This window comes from Archangium lansingense, assembly GCF_026626635.1.
GTDB classification, from domain to species: domain Bacteria; phylum Myxococcota; class Myxococcia; order Myxococcales; family Myxococcaceae; genus Archangium; species Archangium lansingense.
This window is the reverse complement of record NZ_JAPNKA010000001.1, coordinates 1,292,830-1,313,060: the sequence shown is the minus strand read 5'-3', so window position 1 is coordinate 1,313,060 and position 20,231 is coordinate 1,292,830. Positions and strand designations below refer to the sequence as shown.

The 20,231-nt window shown below is 68.7% G+C and carries 13 protein-coding genes; 9 read left to right on the top strand and 4 right to left on the bottom strand.

The features are described 5' to 3' along the window. Positions 1-6 precede the first annotated feature (6 nt). From OV287_RS05355 to OV287_RS05345, 3 genes are all read right to left on the bottom strand, one after another. Positions 7-1,317 carry an AHH domain-containing protein gene (locus OV287_RS05355; RefSeq protein WP_444546327.1) on the bottom strand — a complete coding sequence of 437 codons (1,311 nt, stop codon included), beginning with the start codon at positions 1,315-1,317 and terminating at the stop codon, positions 7-9. 113 nt (positions 1,318-1,430) lie between these two features. Beyond that, the gene (locus OV287_RS05350; protein ID WP_267532891.1) at positions 1,431-2,933 is read right to left on the bottom strand and encodes a sensor histidine kinase; all 1,503 of its coding nucleotides are present in this window, start codon (positions 2,931-2,933) and stop codon (positions 1,431-1,433) included. Positions 2,934-3,344: 411 nt separating this feature from the next. After that, positions 3,345-6,383 (bottom strand): helicase-related protein, encoded by a 3,039-nt coding sequence (locus OV287_RS05345; RefSeq protein ID WP_267532890.1) that lies wholly within the window; start codon positions 6,381-6,383, stop codon positions 3,345-3,347. A 234-nt stretch (positions 6,384-6,617) separates the two neighbouring features. On the opposite strand from OV287_RS05345, the gene OV287_RS05340 reads away from it, so the two are divergent. From OV287_RS05340 to OV287_RS05300, 9 genes are all read left to right on the top strand, one after another. Beyond that, positions 6,618-7,580: a sensor histidine kinase gene (locus OV287_RS05340; protein WP_267532889.1), complete on the top strand. Its 963-nt coding sequence runs from the start codon at positions 6,618-6,620 to the stop codon at positions 7,578-7,580. Positions 7,581-7,878: 298 nt separating this feature from the next. Then, positions 7,879-9,693, top strand: coding sequence for a cytochrome c3 family protein (locus tag OV287_RS05335; protein WP_267532888.1), 1,815 nt, complete (start codon positions 7,879-7,881; stop codon positions 9,691-9,693). A gap of 29 nt (positions 9,694-9,722) precedes the next feature. Continuing rightward, positions 9,723-10,886 (top strand): FIST signal transduction protein, encoded by a 1,164-nt coding sequence (locus OV287_RS05330; RefSeq protein WP_267532887.1) that lies wholly within the window; start codon positions 9,723-9,725, stop codon positions 10,884-10,886. 3 nt (positions 10,887-10,889) lie between these two features. After that, entirely contained in the window at positions 10,890-13,817 is a 2,928-nt protein-coding gene (locus OV287_RS05325) for a response regulator (protein WP_267532886.1), read from the top strand. Then, positions 13,810-14,208 (top strand): response regulator, encoded by a 399-nt coding sequence (locus OV287_RS05320; protein ID WP_373371804.1) that lies wholly within the window; start codon positions 13,810-13,812, stop codon positions 14,206-14,208. Before OV287_RS05325 ends, OV287_RS05320 begins: the two co-directional genes overlap by 8 nt. A gap of 50 nt (positions 14,209-14,258) precedes the next feature. Continuing rightward, positions 14,259-15,113 carry a tryptophan 2,3-dioxygenase family protein gene (locus OV287_RS05315; protein WP_267532885.1) on the top strand — a complete coding sequence of 285 codons (855 nt, stop codon included), beginning with the start codon at positions 14,259-14,261 and terminating at the stop codon, positions 15,111-15,113. Then, a complete protein-coding gene (locus tag OV287_RS05310; protein ID WP_267532884.1) occupies positions 15,110-16,132 on the top strand; it encodes a methyltransferase in 1,023 nt (340 codons plus the stop codon). Before OV287_RS05315 ends, OV287_RS05310 begins: the two co-directional genes overlap by 4 nt. Positions 16,133-16,301: 169 nt before the next feature. Continuing rightward, positions 16,302-18,266: a sensor histidine kinase gene (locus OV287_RS05305; protein WP_267532883.1), complete on the top strand. Its 1,965-nt coding sequence runs from the start codon at positions 16,302-16,304 to the stop codon at positions 18,264-18,266. A 213-nt stretch (positions 18,267-18,479) separates the two neighbouring features. Then, positions 18,480-18,887 (top strand): response regulator, encoded by a 408-nt coding sequence (locus tag OV287_RS05300; protein WP_267532882.1) that lies wholly within the window; start codon positions 18,480-18,482, stop codon positions 18,885-18,887. A gap of 19 nt (positions 18,888-18,906) precedes the next feature. Here OV287_RS05300 and OV287_RS05295 read toward each other — a convergent pair whose 3' ends face one another. After that, positions 18,907-20,217: an ABC1 kinase family protein gene (locus tag OV287_RS05295; RefSeq protein ID WP_267532881.1), complete on the bottom strand. Its 1,311-nt coding sequence runs from the start codon at positions 20,215-20,217 to the stop codon at positions 18,907-18,909. Between the last annotated feature and the right edge of the window lie 14 nt (positions 20,218-20,231).

Here is a 20,231-nt window from a genome sequence, read left to right as displayed (position 1 = left end):
CCGGTGCTACGACTTCTTCGTAAGAAGTTCGTGGAGTTTTGAGCCGGGGGTGCAGATCCTACCCGCCAGTTTGTCGAGCGCCCCCTCCAGCATGCGCCGACACCCGACCTGGTCCTGACAGCCCTTCATCGCTCGCCGGAGCACCTCGAAGATCTCCGCATGGTATTCCTCTGGATGAGGGCCCTTGTGGCCTTGGAGATAGATGCGATTCGCCGAGTCGTCGAGGCTCATGCCCGCCTGCTCGAAGAGCTTCTTGAACACCGGAGTCCACGGGCCTCCACGGAGCTCGCAGGTGTCATTCTTGTTGGTGGCGATGTGATGCCAGTGGCCATCCTTCTTCGAGCCATCCCCACAGGCTCCGGTCACGCGCGCCGCCACAGGTGCCGTGCCCACCGACGCCCCCATCAGCACCACTGTGCCGTCCGCCACGGCCTGAGCAGTGGTTGACGTGCTCATCGTCAGACCCCCGGGCAATGCGTACCGGCGGGGCGCCAACATCCGCCACAGCCCGCCTTCGGGCACTTTCGGCAACCCCTTGCCCACACCCGCGCTCGCCACCATCACCAGCGCCCTCAGCGCCGTTCCGCCCATCGCCTTGCCGAAGCGCTCGGCCACCGCCTCCAGTTCCTCCGGCGTGCTGGCCTTCTCCGCCTCCTCGTATAGCCGCAGGCAGGCCAACCCCAGATTGCGGAGCTCCACCACTCCAAAGGCCAGCACCAGCCCTACCGTCACCGTCGCCGCGAAGGACTTGCTGAACAGGGGCTCGGGTACGGCCCAGGCCAGGAAGTAGGCCACCACCGACGTAGAAACTCCCGCCAGGAAGAGCGGATCGCTGAACAGCTCGGCCGCTGCTTCCCGTACTCCCGCCTTCATATAACGCGGAGACAGTCGCAGGACCTCTGCCAAGCGCCAGTACCCAAGCTGCAGTGGCAGCTTCACCTTCGGTTCGCCATACCGTGAGAGGTATTCCTCGCGCAGCACCGTCTCCCGGCTCGCCGCAGGACAACCGCCCACTCCCGCCAGAGCCAATACAGGTCCCGATTCCCCAGCACATGGCCGAACAGAGCGCAGCTGGCCAAAGTCTTCTCGGAAGATGTCAAGCACGAGCCTCGCGTCCTCCAAGGTCAGCCTGTCCATTTCCGGTGATCGTGCCAGCGGAGCGAAGACAAGCTCGAGCCCTCTTCCTGGCAGCTCACGCACCTCGACGGACCCACTCGGCTGCCTTGCACCGAATGCTTCCGCCGGTGCCGCACGCAGCACGAGGGTGACCACCGCCACCAACAGGAACCGGAAGCCGAGAGACCCTTTCAGGAGCATGAGCTCTCTCCTACCTCCCAGCGAACCGCTGCCAGCAGCGACGGGCAGTGCGGCTCGCTCGCCTGATCGTGTACCCGGCGAGCTTGATGGACTTCCGAGTGGTGTTTCGAGCCTCACGTGGGCAGGCGCACCGTGAAGCGCGCCCCGCCCTCCGCCAGGTTCTCCACCGAGATGTGTCCACCGTGGGCCTGGACGATCTCCCGGGTCACGTACAGCCCCAGGCCCAGCCCGCCGTAGTGATTGATGGACGCGGCGCGCTCGAACCTGTTGAACAACCGAGACAGGGCGCTCTCCGGAATGCCGGGCCCCTTGTCCCGGATGACGAGGAGCGCGTCCGAGCCCTCCCGCGAGACCGAGAGCTCGACCGGGCTTCCCGCCGCGTATTTGAACGCGTTGGACAGCAGGTTGATGACGACCTGCTCAATGCGGAGGCGATCCCAGGTCCCCTCGACAGGCGTCCCCTCCTGGAAGAGGACCTGACAGTCCGCATGGGCCGCCGCCTCGTGCAGCCGATCGATCACATCCCTCACCGTGGCGCACAGCTCCATCCGTTCCGGCTTGAGCGTGAGCTGGCCAGTGCTGAGCCGCGAGACGTCGAGCAACGTCTCGATGAGGCCCGCCAGCCGCTCGGTGCTGTGCACCGCACGGTCGAGCTTCGAGGTGACTCCGGGCTCGAGCGGCCCACCTCGCAACTTCAGGCTCTGGAGCTGGAGTTGGAGCGCTGTGAGCGGCGTCTTCAGCTCGTGCGAGGCAATGGCGAGGAACTCATCACGCAGCCGGACGGCCTCCTCGGCCTGGGCGAGTCGCAGGCGCTCCGCCTCGGCCCGCTGACGCTCGGTGAGATCTCTCGTCACCTTGGCGTAGCCTCGAAGCTGCCCGCGCTCATCGCGCACGGCGGTGATGACCACGTCCGCCCAGAAGAGCGACCCGTCCTTGCGCACGCGCCAGCCCTCGTCCTCGACGCGGCCCACCTCCGCCGCCTCGCGCAGCAGCGCCCACGGCTTGCCATGGGCCACCGCCTCCTCCGGGTAGAAGCGCGTGATGGGCTCGCCGATGATCTCCCCAGCCTCGTAGCCCTTCATGCGCTGAGCCCCCGCGTTCCAGCTCTGCACACGCCCATCCGGCCCCACCATGAAGATGGCGTAGTCCTTCACGCTCGTGACCAGCAGCCGGAAGCGCTCCTCGCTGTGCCGGAGCCGCTCCTCCGTCTTGCGGCGCTCGGTGAGATCCCTCGTCACCTTGGCGAACCCGACAACCTGACCCGCGGCGTCGCGCATCGCGGTGAGGACCACGTTGGCCCAGTAGCGCTCGCCGTTCTTGCGGACGCGCCAGCCCTCCTCCTCGAAGCGGCCCTCCGTCTCGGCGGTCTGCAGCTCGCGCTCGCACCTGCCGTCGATGATGTCCCCGGGTGGGTAGAAGATGGAGAAGTGCTTCCCGAGGATCTCCTCCCGGGAGTAGCCGTTGACGCGCTCCGCACCACGGTTCCAGCTCCGCACCCGCCCCGTGAGGTCGAGCATGAAGATGGCGTAGTCCTGGATGCTGTCGAGAAGGGTCCGAGCCTGATCATCCTGCGGCTCCACCATCTCCAGGACTGCCTGCGAGTTCTGTTCGAACATGGTGTCTCCCCGGCTCAGTTCCCGGCGCTCGCGCCAGAGCGGGAAGAAGCGCTCGGCAGGCCGCGGCCACTGGAGCGGGTGTGCTGCTCAACGATGTCGTGACTCAGTGGAGGGGCGTGCATGGTGCGGTTCTAGAGAGATGTATCGCCGCGGAGGCTCGCGGAAACTGGGATTAAAAGGACTCGTTTTTGTCCCAACAGATACGCCTCCGATCACGAGTCTCTTCCATGAGTCTCGCAGCGCCAGCAAGCGGCCAGGCACTCGGTAGTCCGTTTGAATTTTCCAATCCCGCGGCACGGGGGAGGAGCACGGGGACTCGATACCCTCACCCCGTCCCTCTCCCGGAGGGAGAGGGGAAATCGGTGTCTGGGAATGGCTGTCCGCGAATGGGCTGGGGGGAGGCGAGCGAGCTCAGCGGTTGATGACGAAGCCGCAGGCCGAGTCCAGCACCACCTTCGCCCCCGCCAACGCCGTCAGCAGCCGCTCATAGTGCGTGCGCTCCGCCGAGAGTTGGGACTCCACCGCATCCGCTTCCAGCCCCTGGTGTGTCAGCGACAGCTTCATCCGCTCCAGCGCAGCGTCCCGCTCTGCTTCAATCGCCTTGCGCGCCCGCGCCTGCAGCTTCGCCAGCTCCGCCTCGGCCGCCTTCTGCGCCACCGGCACGCCATTGTCCACGAACGCCCCGAAGCCCGGGAACACGCGCAGCACCTCGTCTCCCTTCAACCCCTTGCCCTCGGCCTCCAGCGCCGGCAGCACTGACGTGTCCGCCTTCGGGCCCGTGGGGCTCTCCACCACCGCCACGTGCACCAGCGTGCGCTCCAGGAAGCGGGCGATCTGCCGGCTCGGCACTCGCGCTCCTGGCGAGGTGTCCTCGGGCTCCGGCATCTGCACGTGGTAGAGCAGCTCCACGCCCTTGGCCTTCATCGGCCCGCGTTTCTCGATGAAGCGCGCTCCACTGCGCCCGTACGGCCCGTCCCTCAGGAAGCCAAACAGCGCCTCGACAATCGGGTGGCCCGTCGCGAAGTACTCCAGCTCCTCCGCCTCCACCGCCGTGTCCCGCCAGAAGGTGCCCAGCACCGTCCGGTCCTCGTTGATGTCGATGCCCGGCAGGCCCTCCACCTTCAGCGCATGGCCGAACTGGAACGCGCACTGGAAGGCATCCACCTGCTCGTCCGTGTCCACGCCAATGCCCACCCGGCGCGCCAGCTCCGTCACCGTCTCCTCGAGCTTCTCATCGAGGTCTCTCGCCACGCTCCACAGGCCCTCCTCGAGGCTCTGCTCCTCCTCCTCGTCGGCCTCCACGCCCATGCGCTCCTGCGCCCGCGTCACCAGCCGCGCCACCGCGTCCTTGTCGAACGAGCGGATGTCCAGCAGCGGATCATACGCGCGCTTCACCTGCGCCCGCGCCGCCTCCACCCGCGCCTTCAGCTCCGAGGCGTACGCCACCCGCGACTCGCGCGGCAGCAGCGCCATCTCCGTGAGCCGCTCCTCCACCTCCTCCAGCACCGCGTCCAGGCCACCCACCGTCTCGCCAAACACGCCCACCGCGTCCGCCAGCAGCATCAGCACGTCCGACGCCAGCGTCCCCGCGGGGTCGAAGACGTGGATCTCCACCGGGTGGTTCTGGCCAATGCGGTCCAGGCGTCCAATCCGCTGCTCCACCGTGGACGGGCTCCACGGCAGGTCGTAGTGCACCAGGTGGTGCGAGAACTGGAAGTTGCGGCCCTCGCCGCCCACCTCCGTGCACAGCAGCATCTTGGGGCCCTCCGGGTCCCGGAAGCGCGCCACCTGCCGGTCCCGCTCCACCATGGGCAGGTCTCCATGGTAGGCGAGCGCCTCCACGCCCTCACGGCCCAGCTCCGTACGCAGCGCCTCCAGCGTGTCCCGGCTCTCCGTGAAGACGAGCACCTTCGCGTTGGGCTCCGCACTCCAGATGCGGCCGCGCAGCACCTCCAGGAAGGCGCCGAACTTCGCATCGCGCGTGGGCAGCTTGAGGCTCCCCGCCACGCTCGCCAACGCCTTGTTGGTGCGCAGCGCCTCGCCAAAGGCCGCGGGGCTGGACTCCAGCCGGCGCAGCAGGTTGCCCAGCGGCGCGCCGCGCAGGTTGCTCTCCGCCAGCGCCTCCAGCGCCGCATCCCGCGTCTTCAGCTCCTCGCCCGACAGCTTCACCGGGTGCCGGTGCAGACGCCGCGTGGAGAAGCCTCCCACCACCGCGCGCCGGTTGCGCACCAGCCGGTCCGACAGGCTGTACGTCTCCGCCAGGTGCTGCATCAGCGCGTCGCGATCCTTCAGCCCCTTCAGCTTCGGATCATCCGGGAAGCGCGCCGCCAGGGCCTTCACCGCCCCCGCCGCGTCCTTGCCCTCCAGCAGCCCGCGCACCGCGGCGCTCAGCTCCTCCTGACGCGCCAGCCGCTGCTCGAAGCCCTTCACCGTGGGCGCCGTCGTCGCGTCGATGAGCGTCAGCAGCCCGTGGTACTCGGCCGGGTCCAACTGCATGGGCGTGGCCGTCAGCAGCAGCAGGCCCCAGCTATTGCCCGCCAGCGCCTCGGCCGCCTCGAAGGCCTTCTCGCCCTTGAGGTGGTGCGCCTCGTCGATGATGACCAGGTCCCAGAAGGCGTCCTCGCCCGCCACCGCCCGCCGGTGCTCCTCGCCTCGCGCGAGCATCTCCAGGCTCGTCACCACCAGCGGGAAGCGCGCCCACGGCGACACTCCCGGCATCTCCTTGAGCGACTGGGCGTAGCGCTCCGAGTCCATCAGCGTGAAGAGCTGGTTGAACTTGTGGAAGAGCTCCACCAACCACTGCACCGTCAGGTGGCTGGGGGCCACCACCAGCACGCGCCTCGCCAGGCCCGACAGACGCAGGGCGCTGAACACCATGCCCGCCTCGATCGTCTTGCCCAGACCCACCTCGTCGGCGAGCACGAAGCGCGGCCGGCGAGCGCTCAGCACACGCTGCACCACGCCCACCTGGTGCGGCTTCACCATCACCCGGCTGGCCAGCAGCGCGCCCAGCGCGTCACACCGCCGCTCGTCGTCCAGCACCAGCGCCTGCTTGCGCAGCGAGAAGGCCCGCGAGTCCCCCACCCGGCCCTCGCGCAGCGTGGACAGCAGATCCGAGCGCGGGGCGAGCGCGTGCACCTCGGACTCGGGCATCTCGTCCTCCTCGCCCGTGTCCGTGTAGCGGATGACATAGCGGCGCAGGCCCCGTCCGCCCTCCTCCTCGCCCAGCACCGTGGCGCGCCGGCCCTTGGTCGTCTGCACGGGCTCGCCCTTCATCAGCGCGTAGTGCACCAGCGCCCCACCCTTGGTGGATACCAGCACCGGCTCCCCCGTCCGGGCGGGAAAGAGGACGAGCGCCTTGGCGCCCTCATCCTGCAGAGACAGGAGATGCCCCACGCCCCACTCGGGCTGGGGGAGATAGCGGACCTTGTTGCCAGGGACGAAAGACATGGTCGAAAACGGACCCTCGAAGTGAAAAGGGGGTTCGCTCATAACCCCGCAACGCCCCCGCAGCCATCCCGCGAACCCCTCGAATTCAGGACCGGCCTCGTACCCCGGGGTGATGCCGCTGTCATCCATTGGACAGGGCCCTGCCCACCAGGGCGATTTCTCCACCCCCCCGCTCCAGGCAAGGTGGCGCGACCTGCGGGCCAGGAGTCCAGGGCCGCTGGGGGGGAGAGCCACATGCTGCCGCGTCATCCGACGACCGCACCGCGCGCGGGCGTGAACCTGTTTGCCTTCGCCCTGCTCCTGCTGACCCTGGTGGGGTACGTGCTCCTGGCGCCGGGGCCCCTGCCCACCCTGGAGGGGGTGACGCGCGGGCCGCGGCTGCTGGTGATGATGATGGGCTTCGTCGGGCTGGCCATGGGGTGCGCCCTGGGCTGGACGCTGCGCCAGACGTTCCACCCCGAAGCGCCGGACTCCAAGCTGGACGCCCTGGCCCGGGAGAACGCGCGCCTGCGCGCCCAGGTGCAGGGGGCCTTCGAGCTGGTGGGCGTGGCCGCGCATGACCTGGGCAACCCCCTGCTGGCGCTCCAGCTCCGCCTGCAGCGGCTGCGCGCCCAGACACGGCAGGATGCCCGCGCCCAGGAGGGACTCACCCTCGTCGAGCGCGAAGCGCGCCGCATGAGCGTGCTGGTGCATGACCTGTTGGACCTCTCGCGACTGTCCGCCGGCCGACTCCCCCTGGACCTCGAGGAGCTGGACCTCACCGCCCTCACCCGCGAGGTGGCCGAGCGCTTCTCGGACCAGGCCACCGCAGCCGGCAGCTCCCTGGTGGTGCACGCCCAGGGTCCGGTGCGCGGCCGGTGGGATCGCCAACGCCTGGACCGCGTGGCCACCAACCTGCTGAGCAACGCCCTCAAGTTTGGCCAGGGCCATCCCATCGAGGTGCACGTGCTCGCCGACGGGGACCGGGCCCGCCTCGCGGTGAAGGACCACGGCGTGGGCCTGCCTCCCGATGCCCAGGAGCGTCTCTTCGGCCGCTTCGAGCGACTGGGCGACACCGGACGCCCCGGCTCTGGGCTCGGCCTCTACATCGTCCACCAGCTCGTCGAGGCCCACGGCGGCACCATCCACGTCTCCAGCCGCCCAGGCCACGGGGCCACTTTCACCGTGGAGCTGCCCTCCTCTCACCTTCCGTGCTGAACGTGGTGGGGGAACGCGACACGTCTTCTCACCCTACCCTCCACGTCACCCACAAGTGCTCACACAAACCGCCAAAAGTGGACTTAGCGGGAAGGTGAATAATTCCTCTAGAAGTTGAAATTCCAGGTCGAATCACTTTATTCTGTCGTAGCTCAAATCGAGCAGTTCCCTGCCGTACAGGGGAGCGCTCGCCGAAGCATCGGCTCCGACCTGACAGGTAGGGAACGGTAGCCGGTGACGAGAAACAGGGCCGGGCGGGACCTCGCCCAGCGCCCAATCGAAAAGAGGAGGGGCCGCCATGAGCGGAATGGGAGCACTCTGTGTGCCGTCGCAGTCGTCTGTCCGCACTCCGAGCCGGATGAAGGGGGTGTGGTTCGCGGCACTCGCCCTGCTCGCTGGAGGCTGCGCGGAGCCCGAGGCCGCTGCGACGGCGCCGGCGGCCACCCTGGCCCAGCACCTGTCCGACGCCGCAGAGGCGCGCCCGACCCCCGCCCCCGCTCCGGTGGGACTGGCACTGGAGGTGGATGGAGGGACGGGCATCCCGCTGAAGGTGAAGGCCGGGCAGACCTTCTTCATCAACCAGATTGATCTCCGGGCCTCCATCACCGCCACCAAGGACGAGGGCGTGGACGGCCTGCGGCGCGCGGGGGACTTCGCGCAGATTCCCTGGCAGGGCGTGCGGCTGGTGGACGCGGAGCCCGTTGCCAATCCGGACGGCACCTTCACCCGCCGCCGTTTCTACCGGGACGCCCAGTGGATGGAGCAGCCGAGTGTCTTCACCGTGCAGCCGGTGGATGCCCGAGGCCGCCCCACCGGCCGGGCCATCTCCATGCACATCGGCAAGGATGACCGGTTCAAGTCCAACGACGACTTCTTCATCCGCCGCCTGCGCGCCATCCAATGGGGCTACAACTGCCGCAGCGGCACGGACTGCACCAACACGCAGAGCTTCTCCGAGGAGGCGCTCGTCGAGGTGCGCAACGCCCGTACCGGCGCCACCCCCTTCACCCTCTCGGCGGACACCCGCGCCCTGCAGCTGAGCTGGTCGCTGCGCCCCAGCGCCCCCTACACCATCCCCGTCGAGCAGGTGGCCCAGCCCACCTACGCGTATGGCTTCTCCATCGACGTGAAGGCCGTCACCCCGCCGCGTGCGGATGGTACTTACGCGCCCGGCACGGCGGTGACGTTCCAGCTCGCTCTGCGTGACGGGGCCGGCAAGCGCCTCCACCCGGAGGGCAGCCTGCCCTCCTACAACGAGGTCACTTTCGGGCAGAATGAGCCAGGCTTTCAGTACTACCGCGCCTTTGCCTTCATCGACCCCTCCACTACGTACTACCGCCGCAAGCACCGTGAGCGCATGCTGATGACGCAGATCATCGGACCCGCCCAGCGCATCCAGCCCATCCGCAGCATCGTGGAACTGGCGGCGTTCCTGGGCCCCGACGACGTGCAGACCATCGCCACGTTCGAGCGCGACGGCGTCTACGCGCAGTTCCAGACCTTCCCGCCATCCAACAAGCTCTTCGGTGGCGCCTTCTTCCCGGAGACGAAGGGCTGGGATGCGGCGGTGAGCACCTCTTGGACGTACCAGCTCCCGGCCAACGCCGAGCCCGGCACCTACCTGGTGACGGTGAAGGGCCGCCGCACGTACATGGGCGAGGACATCCCCGCCAGCCGCACCATCGAAATCCAGGTGGGTACCCGCCAGCACACCGAGGCGAAGCTCACCACCGGCGGCTGCAAGACGTGCCACACCGAGGGCGGCGAGTTCACCCAGGTGCTGCACGGCAATGACAACCGCGCCGCGTGCGCCGCCTGTCATGCCCCGCTGGGCTTCGAGCTGGAGGGCCCCATCGTGGTGCGCACCCACTTCCTCCACTCGCGCTCGGACCGCTTCGACGCTCCCAAGCAGCAGTGCGCCACCTGCCACCTGACGCAGGAGAGCACCCAGCGCACCAGCCAGGCCGCCTGCCTCTCGTGCCACAAGAGCTACCCCGAGTCGCACGTGGCCCGGTTCGGCCCCATCGAGAGCATGTATGTCGGCGGGGCTCGCGAGTCCTTCCAGCAGTGCACCGGCGCCTGCCACAAAACCCACCCGGGGAGCGGCTTCTAGACCGCTGCCCCTCATCCCGGAGGTCTTCCTTGGCTCGAGTGAAGATGCAGACGGCACGTACCACGCAGTCTGATCCCGTCGCAGCCGCGGAGGACCTCATCCGGCAGTTGCAGGGCGGCGAGACTCCCAAGCTCATCACCCTGTTCGCCTCGCGGGACCGAGACCAACTGGCCCTCAACCGCGCCGTGCGCGAGCGGCTGCCCCAGGGCACGCGCCTGGTGGGAGCCACCACCGCGGGTGAGCTGGACAACCAGGGCATCTACTCGGGCAGCGTGGTGCTGGGCGCGCTCTCCGGCGACTTCGAGGTGGGCCTGGGCCTGGGCAGCGGCCTGTCCGTGGACGCCGTGGGCGCCGGTGCCGCCGCCATCAAGCGCGCCGCGCAGGACCTGGGCGTGCGCCAGTCGGACATCGACCCGCGCCAGTACGTGGGCCTCGTGATCGACGACGGCTTCCGCTACAAGAAAGAGGAGCTGCTGCTCGGCATCCTCGAGAAGAACCAGACGCTGGTGCTGGTGGGCGGTGGCGCCGCTGACCACGAGCAGGACCCGACGAAGCAGTCCGCCCTGCTCCACGTGGACGGAGAGGTGGCCACTGACGCCGTGCTGGTGGCCCTCTTCAAGACGAGCGCGCCCTGGGCCGCCCTGCGCTCCCACTGGTACCTGCCCACCGGCGAGCGCATCACCATCACCCGCGTGGACGAGAGCGCCACCCGCGCCCTGGAGATCGACGGCAAGCCGGCGGCCCAGCGCTACGCCGAGCTGCTCGGCGTACCCGTGGACGAGCTGGAATTCGGCAAGCCCCATGGCTTCGCCGTCCACCCCACCGCCCTCAAGGTGGGCCGCGAGTACTTCATCCGCTCTCCCTGGAAGCCCCTGCCCGATGGCTCCATCCTCTTCGCCAACCTCCTGGAGGAGGGCACCGAGCTGGAGCTGATGAAGATGGGAGACATGGCCAGCCTCACGCGCGCCTTCTTCCAGGAGGAGCTCCCGCGTCGCGTGCAGAACCCGCAGGCCACCCTGCTTTTCCATTGCAGTGGACGCATGTGGTACGCCAGCGCGACCGGTACCGTCCCCCAGCTCGCCGAGACCTTGCGCCATGCACCCTCGGCGGCTGGAATGAATGTGCACTTCGAGATCTACTCGGGGTTCCACATCAACACGACGCTGACGGTCCTGGCGTTTGGGGGAAACTGACAGATGAGCACGGCTCCGGCGGTGCCAGGCAATGAGACGCCCCGGTTGCTCCTGGTGGGCGGTGAGGGGGAGTGCGCGCGTGTGATGGAGGCGCTACGGCGCGCAGACCTGAAGGTGTTCGCGCAGCGCGTGTCTTCCCGTGAGGAGCTGGCGGCGGCTCTGGACAAACCGTGGGAGCTGGCCGTGTGCGGCTCGGAGCAGCCGGGACTGAGCTTCCGCGAGGCCGCGCCGCAGCTGCGCGAGAAGGCCCCTCAGCTCTCCTACCTCGTCCTCTCCTCGAAGTGGGACGACGCGGAGATGAGCGTGGCCATGGAGGAGGCCAGCGCCTGCAGCTACATCGACCCGGATCGGCTGTCGGTGCTCGTGCCCGTCATCCGCCGCGAGCTCAAGCGCGTCATCGAGCGCCGCCAGCACCAGGAGGCCGAGAAGCAGCGGGAGCGCTCGCGCTGGCTGCTGGAGCGCATCGTCGACAGCCTCCCCTTCGTCCTCTTCGTGAAGGACGCCGAGGAGCGCCGGCTGCAGGTGGCCAACAAGACCTTCGCGGACGCCTTCGGAGTCACCAAGGAGTGGCTGCTCGGCAAGCTGGACCACGACTACTTCCCCCAGGAGCAGGCCGACTCCTTCGTGGCCATCGACACGGAAATCCTCGAGACGAAGAAGCTCAAGGCCTTCGAGGAGGTGGCGCGCACCAGTGGGGTGGACCGCATCTACGCCACCCGCAAGCTGCCGCTGCTGGATGAGTCCGGCGAGGCCCGCTACGTGCTGGGCATCACCGAGGACATCACCGAGCGCAAGGCCGCCGAGGAGGCGCTGCGCAAGTCCAAGGCCGAGCTAGAGGAGTCCAACAAACGCCTGGCGGAGAACCTGGAGGAGCTCAAGAAGAGCCGCGCCGTGTCCGCGCGCACGCTGGCCAGCTACCAGCAGCGGGCCTTGCAGATGGAGATCATCCGCCAGCAGAACGAGGACCTGGACCGGCTGGCCACGGAGCTGTCCTCCGCCAAGCGCAACGAGGAGGAGCGGGCCCGCGAGGCGGAGGCCGCCGCCCGGCTCAAGAGCGAGTTCCTGGCCAACTTCAGCCATGAAATCCGCACGCCGCTCAACGGCATCATCGGCTACTGCGACCTGCTGATGCGCGAGGAGGGCAGCCGGCTCACGCCACATGGCCGGCGCGACCTCAACGTGGTGAAGAAGAACGCGCAGACGCTGCTGGCGCTCATCAACGACATCCTCGACCTGTCCAAGATTGAAGCGGGCCGGGTGGAAGTCGTTGTGGAGCGGGTGGACATGCAGGAGCTGGCCGAGGAGTGCACGGCCACGGTGAAGGAGTACCTCAAGGGCAAGGACGTCGAGCTGCGCACGGACATCGACGAGCGCGTGGCGTACGTGCGCACGGACGCGCTGAAGCTGCGTCAAATCCTGCTCAACCTGCTGTCCAACGCGGCCAAGTTCACCGAGTCCGGCGAGGTGTCGCTCACCGCGCGCGCGGAGGGCAACGAGGCCGTCTTCATCGTCGAGGACACGGGCATCGGCATTCCGCCGGACCAGCTGCCCTTCATCTTCGAGAAGTTCCGTCAGGTGGACGGCTCCGCCACGCGCAAGGTGGGCGGCACCGGGCTGGGGCTGGCCATCGTCAAGGAGCTGAGCAAGGTCATGGGCGGCGGTGTGGAGGTGCAGAGCACCCTGGGCCGCGGCACCACCTTCACGGTGCGGCTGGCCGGCATCCTCGAGGGGGAGGCGTTGGGCGCCTCGCGCGAGCTGGACAAGCCGGTGGCTCCCCAGGGCATGGGAGCGACGCTCTCGCCCGTGCAGGGCGGCACCGTGCTGGTGGTGGATGATGATCCGCTCGTCCAGCACCTGGTGGCCGGACAGCTCGGGCCCGCGGGCTTCACCGTGATAACGGCCTCGGACGGCCTGGAGGCACTCAAGAAGGCACGCGAGCTTCGCCCGCACGCCATCGTGCTCGACCTCTACCTGCCACGCCTGGACGGCTGGAGCGTGCTGTCCACCCTCAAGAGCGAGCCGGACCTGGCGCGCATCCCCGTCATCATCATCTCCGTGGAGGAGCAGCGCGCGCGAGGCTTCTCCCTGGGCGCATGTGAGTACCTCATCAAACCCGTCGAGCCCGACCACCTGGTGGACGTGGTGCGCCGCAACATCGGCGGAGCCACCAGCGCGGGCGAGGTGCTGGTGGTGGATGACGACGCCACCACCCGCGAGCTCGTCAGCCGCTCCCTGCGCCGCGCGGGCTTCTCCACCAGCGAGGCCCACAGCGGAGAGGAGGCCCTCCTCAAGGCCCGCGTCTCCCCACCCACCCTGGTGGTGCTGGACTTGATGATGCCCAACCTGGACGGCTTCGAGGTGCTGCGCCGCCTGCGCGCCGAGAAGCTCAACGTCCCGGTGGTGGTGCTCACCGGAAAGACGCTCACCAGCGAGGAACAGTCCGTGCTGCGCGACGGCTTCGCCGGCTTCGTCCAGAAGGGCGGCCATGCCCTGGAGGATGTCATCGGCCAGGCCAAGGGGCTGCTCCTCAAGCAGAGCGCCCAACGCGCCAGCCGCCTGCCGCGCATCCTCTATATCGAGGACAACCCGCAGAACCGAGACATCGTCCGGCGCTACCTCGGCGGCCTCTTCGAGGTGCTGGAGGCCGAGGACGGTGAGCTTGGCGTGGAGCGCGCCGCCAAGGAGACGCCGGACCTCATCCTGATGGACTTGTCCCTGCCCCGCCTGGACGGCTGGGAGGCCACGCGGCGCCTGCGGCAAATGCCCTCGGCAGCCTCCATCCCCGTCATCGCCGTCACCGCCCATGCCGGGCGTGAGTACCAGGAGAAGGCCTCGGCCGCCGGCTGCAACGGCTACCTCACCAAGCCTCTCGACCGCGACCAGCTGCTCGAGACCATCCGCAAGCACCTGGGGAGAAGCAGTCATGGTTGATGTGACAGCCCCCAAAGTCCGGGTCCTCGTGGTGGACGACGACCCGGACCTGCTGGAGCTCGTCCGCCGCACCCTGACTCCTCACTTCGAGGTGCAGACGCACCGCTCGGCGCTGGGTGTGTCCAACCTGGTGCGCAACGGAGAGCCGGACCTGGTGCTGCTGGATGTGAATTTCCCGGCGCTCAAGGGGGACCAGGTGGTGAGCCTGGCCCGCCGGTATGCGCCACGCACCACCAAGTTCATCCTCTACTCGGCGGAGGATGAGTCCAAGCTGCGCTCGCTCGCGCGGGCCTCCGGCGCGGATGGCTACCTCTCCAAGAGCGTCCAGGGCACTGAGCTCATCCAGAAGCTCACCGCGTTCCGCGACAAGGACCAGACCGTCCCCGCCTGAGTCCGCCGCTTCCCGAGGTCCCCTCACGCAGTCAGCCCTCAGGAGGACCCATGGAGCACATCCACCCCTACAGTTACGCCGAGCGTCTGCGGCGTCAGTTGCAGGGCCCGTGGCTCAACCCGCTGCTGAAGAAATGGGTCGGCCGGGGAGAGCTGGACTACGAGAAGTATGTACGTACGCCCGAGTTGCTCGCGCTGCAGACGCCGCCCGAGGAGCGGGTGTCGGACGACGAGCTGCTCTTCCAGGTGGCGCACCAGACGCAGGAGCTGTGGCTGAAGCTGCTGTCCCACGAGTCCGTGGAGGCGGTATCGGAGCTGGACCGGGACGCGCTGTGGGAGGCCTCGGCGCGACTGGAGCGCATGCTGCGGGTGGCGCGGTGCATGGCCTCGGAGCTGGGCGTGTTGGAGACGCTCACCCCGGACACCTACCAGGTCATCCGCCGCAGCCTGGGCAATGGCAGCGGACAGGAATCACCAGGCTACAACGCGGTGCGCATGGCGGCCGAGGGTCTGGAGGGCGCACTGGAGCGGCTGCTGCAGCGACGGGGCGTGACACTGGTCGCCCTCTACACGGGGCCGGCGGTAGCGGCGGACCTCAAGCGGCTGTGTGAGCAACTCGTCGACTACGACGAGGCCTTCCAGAACTGGCTCTACGCGCACTTCCAACTGGTGCGCCGCACCATCGGCGTGGACGCCACGGTGAAGGCGCTGGATGGGCTGCCCACGCGGGTGCTGTCCGGACGCATGACAAAGCCTCTCTTCCCCGCGCTGTGGCAGGTGCGGGTGGAGCTGACCGCGTGCTGGCGGCGCGAGGGCGGCTACGCACCAGGAGCGCCCCGAGGAGAAACGGAGACCGCCGGGGACACACCTCCGGCTGTCATGGCCTCCGGGACAGGCACGCCATGAGCGAGGCCAGCTCCTCGCCTCGCGCCCTCCTCCACCTCCTCTTCAACGGGGCGCGGGCGGTGGACGTGGTGGAGACGGCGCTGCGCCTGGGACTGCTGGACGCGCTGGAGCCGGGCCCGGTGACGTTGGGTGCGCTGAGCGAGCGCTTCGGCCTGGTGCCTGGGCGTCTCTACAAGTTCCTCGACTGTCTGGAGAGCCTCGGGCTGGTGCGGCGCGAGCAGCCCACGGACGCGTTGGTGGAGGCCCGCTACAGCGCGGTGCCCGGCCTGCGCGCCGCGGCCGAGGCCGTGCTGGGACCGCATTCATTGGAGCGCGACAGGGAGGGGTATGCCTGGCGCGAGCTGCACGGCCACCTGCCCGAGGTGTTGTGCGGCGAGCGGAGCATGCCCGCCAAGTCCTTCGACTGGCCTCCGCGCACCCCCGCCCAGGTGGCGGGCTTCGAGGCCAGCATGGCCGCGGGGCTCGGCCCCATCTTGGAGACGTTCCGCGCGCATGCGCCACATCTCCTCGAGCCAGGCACTCAGCTGCTGGACGTGGGCGGCGGAGACGGCACGCTCGCCGCGCACCTGCTGGAGTGGAACGCTGGCCTCCACGCGGACGTGTACAACCTGCCCGCCTGCGAGCCGCTGGTGGCGCGCACCCGGCAATCGCGCGGCCTCGAGGGGAGGCTCGGCTTCGTGGCCGGGGACTTCCTGCGCGAGCCCCTGCCCCGCGGCTACCGCGCCCTCTCCTTCGTCCGAGTGCTGCATGACTGGCCCGCGGACACCGCCCGCGCCCTGCTGCATGCCGCCTTCGACGCCCTTCCCTCCGGCGGCCGAGTCCTCATCTGCGAGGAGTTCCGCACCCCGGAGCGACTCGCCGCCCAGTTCTTCTGGTCCTACTTCCTCATGGGCGTGGACTCGTGCGTCAGCTGCTTGCGCGAGGCCGGGTTCTACACCCAAGCCCTCACTGCACTCGGCTTCCGGGAGGTGCGCGTGCTGCCCGGCCCCTTCGAGCTCATCACCGCCCTGCGGCCTTGAGTCCCGCCCGGGGCAGGTGGCGGATGCAGCCCTTCTCCACCCCGGTCTGTCCTCCAGGCATCATCGAAATGATGGAGGTGCTCGAGCGCTCCCGCGCTCTTCTGCGTACTGCGCCACGTGGCCTGAGCCGCGTTGCAAGCCAGCCGCCGCCGTGTCTAGCTGCACTCTCATGGGTGCACTGGCCGACCTTCTCGCCACACGGCGCGAGGACATCCTCCAGCGGTTCGAGCACGAGGTGCGGGCCCATTTCTCCATGGAGCAGCTGCCGCGCTCCGCCATCCTCGACACCGTCCCCGTCCTGCTCGAGGAGTTGTACGAGCTCCTCCGCACCACCTCCAGCGGTGAGACGGCCTCTGCGGTCGACAACAGCGTGCGCCAGACGGCACGCACGCACCGCATCCAACGGCGAGCGCTTGGCTACGACGTCACGCAGATTGTCCGCGAGTACGGACTCCTGCGCGACTGCATCCTCGCGCTGCTGGAGGAGGCCGGTGACGCACTCGTCATCGCCGAGCAGCGCCTTCTGCACCGCGGCCTGGACGTCGCCATGGCCGATGCCGTCGCCGACTCCGAGCACGGCCAGGACGAGGAGCGCCAGAAGGCGGAGCAGGACAGGGCGGCCCTACTGGAGCGCGAGCGCACCGCCCGGTCCGAGGCCGAGCAGCAGCGGGCCCTGCTCGAGGGCGTCATCGCGCAGAGCGGCGATGCCATCATCGTGGCGGATGCCCAGGGCGTGCTGCGCCTCTTCAACCCGGAGGCCGAGCGCCAGCATGGCGTGCCCTTGAGGGAGGTGGGCCCGCGGCAATGGGTGCAGACGTATGGGCTGTCCGATGAGGAGGGCCATCCGCTACCCCTGGAGCGGGTGCCGCTCTACCGCGCGCTCCAGGGCGAGCACGTGAGTGACGAGCAGCTGTGGATCCGCCGGCCGGATGGCACGCGGCTGCCCATCTCCGTCACGGCCCGGCCCCTGGTCCGGCCCGACGGCACTCCCGATGGGGCGGTGTTCACCGCGCGGGACATTGCGCTGCGGCGAGCGCTGGCGCAGGAGCGCGAGGAGGCCCTGGCGCTGCTGGACACGCTGCTGGCCACCGTCCCGGTGGGCATCTCCTGCCTGGACAGGGATTTACGCTACGTCCGCATCAACCCGACGCTCGCCGCCATCAACGGCGTCTCCGTGGAGCAGACGCTCGGGCGAACCCTGGGGGAGGTCATCCCGGACCTCGCCTCCATCATCGAGCCCCACTACCTGCGGGTCTTCGAGACCGGCGAGCCGGAGCGCAACATGGAGGTCTCCGTCCCCCCACCGAGACAGGGAGGGGCAATCGGCCACTACCTGTTGAGCTACGCCCCAGTGAAGGACCGCGAGGGCCGCACCCTCATGGTGGCCTCGGCGGTGGTGGACATCACCGACCTCAAGCGCTTCGAGGAGCAGCTGCGTCAGACGGCCGAGTTCCGCGAGCGCTTCCTCGGCATCGTCAGCCATGACCTGCGCAACCCCCTGGGCATCATCAACCTGTCGGCCACCCTGATGCTGCGCCAGGAGGCGCTGCCAGAGCGGGGCCTGCGGCTGGCCCAGCGCATCGCCCTCAACGCGGAGCAGATGGCGCGGATGATCGGAGATCTGCTGGACCTGACGCGCGGGCGGCTGGGCGGCGGCATCCCCATTGAGCCGGCCCCCTGCGACCTGGGCCCGCTGGGCCGCCGCGTGGTGAGCGAGCTGGAGGTGGCCCACCCCACACGTGAGCTGCGGCTGGAGGCGCGCGGCAATCTCCAGGGCGAGTGGGATCAGGATCGGCTGGCCCAGCTCCTTGGCAACCTGCTGCGCAACGCCGTCGACTACAGCCCCGAGGACACGCCCATCACCCTGGCCCTCCACGACGAGGGAGCGCAGGTGCGTCTCGAGGTGCGCAACCAGGGCGAGCCCATTCCCGCTGGACTGGTGCCCGACCTGTTCGAGCCCTTCCGCCAGGGAGAGCTGCGCGGGACCCGGCCCACGTCCGGACTGGGGTTGGGGCTCTACATCGTCCAGCAGATCGCCGTCGCGCACGGGGGCAGTGTCGAGGTGCGCTCGACACGCGAGGGGGGCACGGTGTTCACCGTCCGACTGCCTCGGGTGACCTCCCGACGTGCGTGAGCACCCCGGCCCTGGTGCTGCGATGTTGTCTTTCTGGCTTTGCCCATCTCGCTGGACCCACGTCCATGGGCTCTTACCGGCTTTGCACATCTCCCCGAGCTATAGACGGCAAAATTGTGATCTCGGCGTCTTCTGGAGAGGGGGGTGGGCCTCCCAGTCACAGGCCGAGGCGATATCCTGGAGATCATCTTGCCAAGCCTCCAAGGGGAGCCCATGTCCGAGAGCGAGAACAAGATTCGTGTCCTCGTGGTGGACGATGATGTGGATCAGCTGATGCTGTTGGAGCGGTCGTTGCATGCCTACGGTTTCGAGGTTCGCACCCACCGCTCGTCGCTGGGCGTGTCCAACCTGGTGCGCCATGCGATACCGGACCTGGTGCTGCTGGACGTGAACATCCCCGCGCTCAGTGGCGACAAGGTGCTGGCGCTGGCGCGCAACCAGGCGCCGGCCACCACGCGGTTCATCCTCTATTCCGCCTCGGACGAATCCAAGCTGCGCTCGCTCGCGCTGGCCTCGGGAGCCGACGGCTATATTTCCAAGAGTGTTCAGGGCGAGTCGTTGGCCCGCAAGCTCATCAGCATCTACAAGAAGAGCCGGCTGCCAGCGTCAGGCACCCGCTAGCGCTCCGAGAAGGCCTCGCTCACAGGAGCGAGGCAACCTCCTGGAAGACGCCGCGGAAGTCGCCCTGGGCCGCAATCAGGCGCAGGTTCTGCGCCAGTCCCCCAGTCGAGCGGAAGAACATCACGGCCTCAGCGGGCGGACGAATCTTCAGGAAGCGGGGAGCGTTGCGCGCGAAGTGCAGCTTCATGTCTCGGGTGATGGAGCACGAGGCGTAGTCGTAGGGCGAGGAGCGCATGGGCCGCCCGGCGATGTGCAGCACCTCTTGGATGAGGGGGGTGGCCTCCTCATCCGGCAGCTCCGAAGTGAAGCCCACCTCGCGGCTCAAGCCCATCACGTCCATGGACTCGAGCCGCACTGCGTGCAGGAACATGCGCCGGTTGGCGTCCACGAAGCGAGGGCTGAAGCGCTTGATGGAGCCGAAGTCGAGCACTCCCAACCGCCCGTCCTCGAGCACCATGAAGTTGCCCGGGTGCGGATCGGCGTGCATCTGCCCGTGGGTGAAGAAGGGCGCGTAGATGGCGAAGATGAGCTGGCGCGCCACGCGGAAGCGCTCCTCGGCGGAGGGCTCGGAGACGACCCAGTCCTTGAGGGTGCGGCCCTGGAGCAGCTCCAGGGTGAGCACGCGCCGGGAGGTGCGCTCGGCGATGACCTCGGGCACCCGGAGGTCCGGCAGGGCCGCAGTGGCCCGGGCGAAGTCGGAGCACAGCGCGGCCTCGCGCAGGTAGTCCGTCTCCAACAGCATCTCCTCGCGCAGCTCCTGGAAGTAGGCGGTGCCATCGGCGAGGCGCGAGGCCTTGGAGACGGTCTTCACCACCAGGCCCAGGTTGTCCATGTCGCCCGAGAGCGTCTCGGCGATGCCGGGGTACTGCACCTTCACCGCCACCTCGCGGCCGTCATGCAGCACGGCGCGGTGCACCTGGCCCAGTGAGGCGGCGGCGAGCGGCTTTGGGTCGAACTCGCGGAAGAGCGCCTCTGGGGTGTCCCCGAGCTCCTCGCGCAGGACGCGGACCACCACCTCCTGGGGCATGGACGGGGCCTCGTTCTGCAGGCGGGCGATGACCTGGCGCACCTCGGGGCTGAGGAACTCCGTGTCCATGGAGACGACCTGGCCGAACTTCATGGCCGCGCCCTTGAGCTCTCCCAGGGTGGAGACGAGCTTCTCGGCGGCGGCCTTGCTCAGGAGCTCCGGCTCCTGGCCGACGAGCCGCTTCGCCCCGCTCTTGAGGACGTCCGCGCTGATCTGAGCGGAGAGACCGGCCAGCTTGCGGAAGCGGTTGAAGCGCCCCTGAAGGGGGAGCTTGTCATCGAGGTCAGAGGGGTCGGAGGCCATGCGCGCGGCCCATA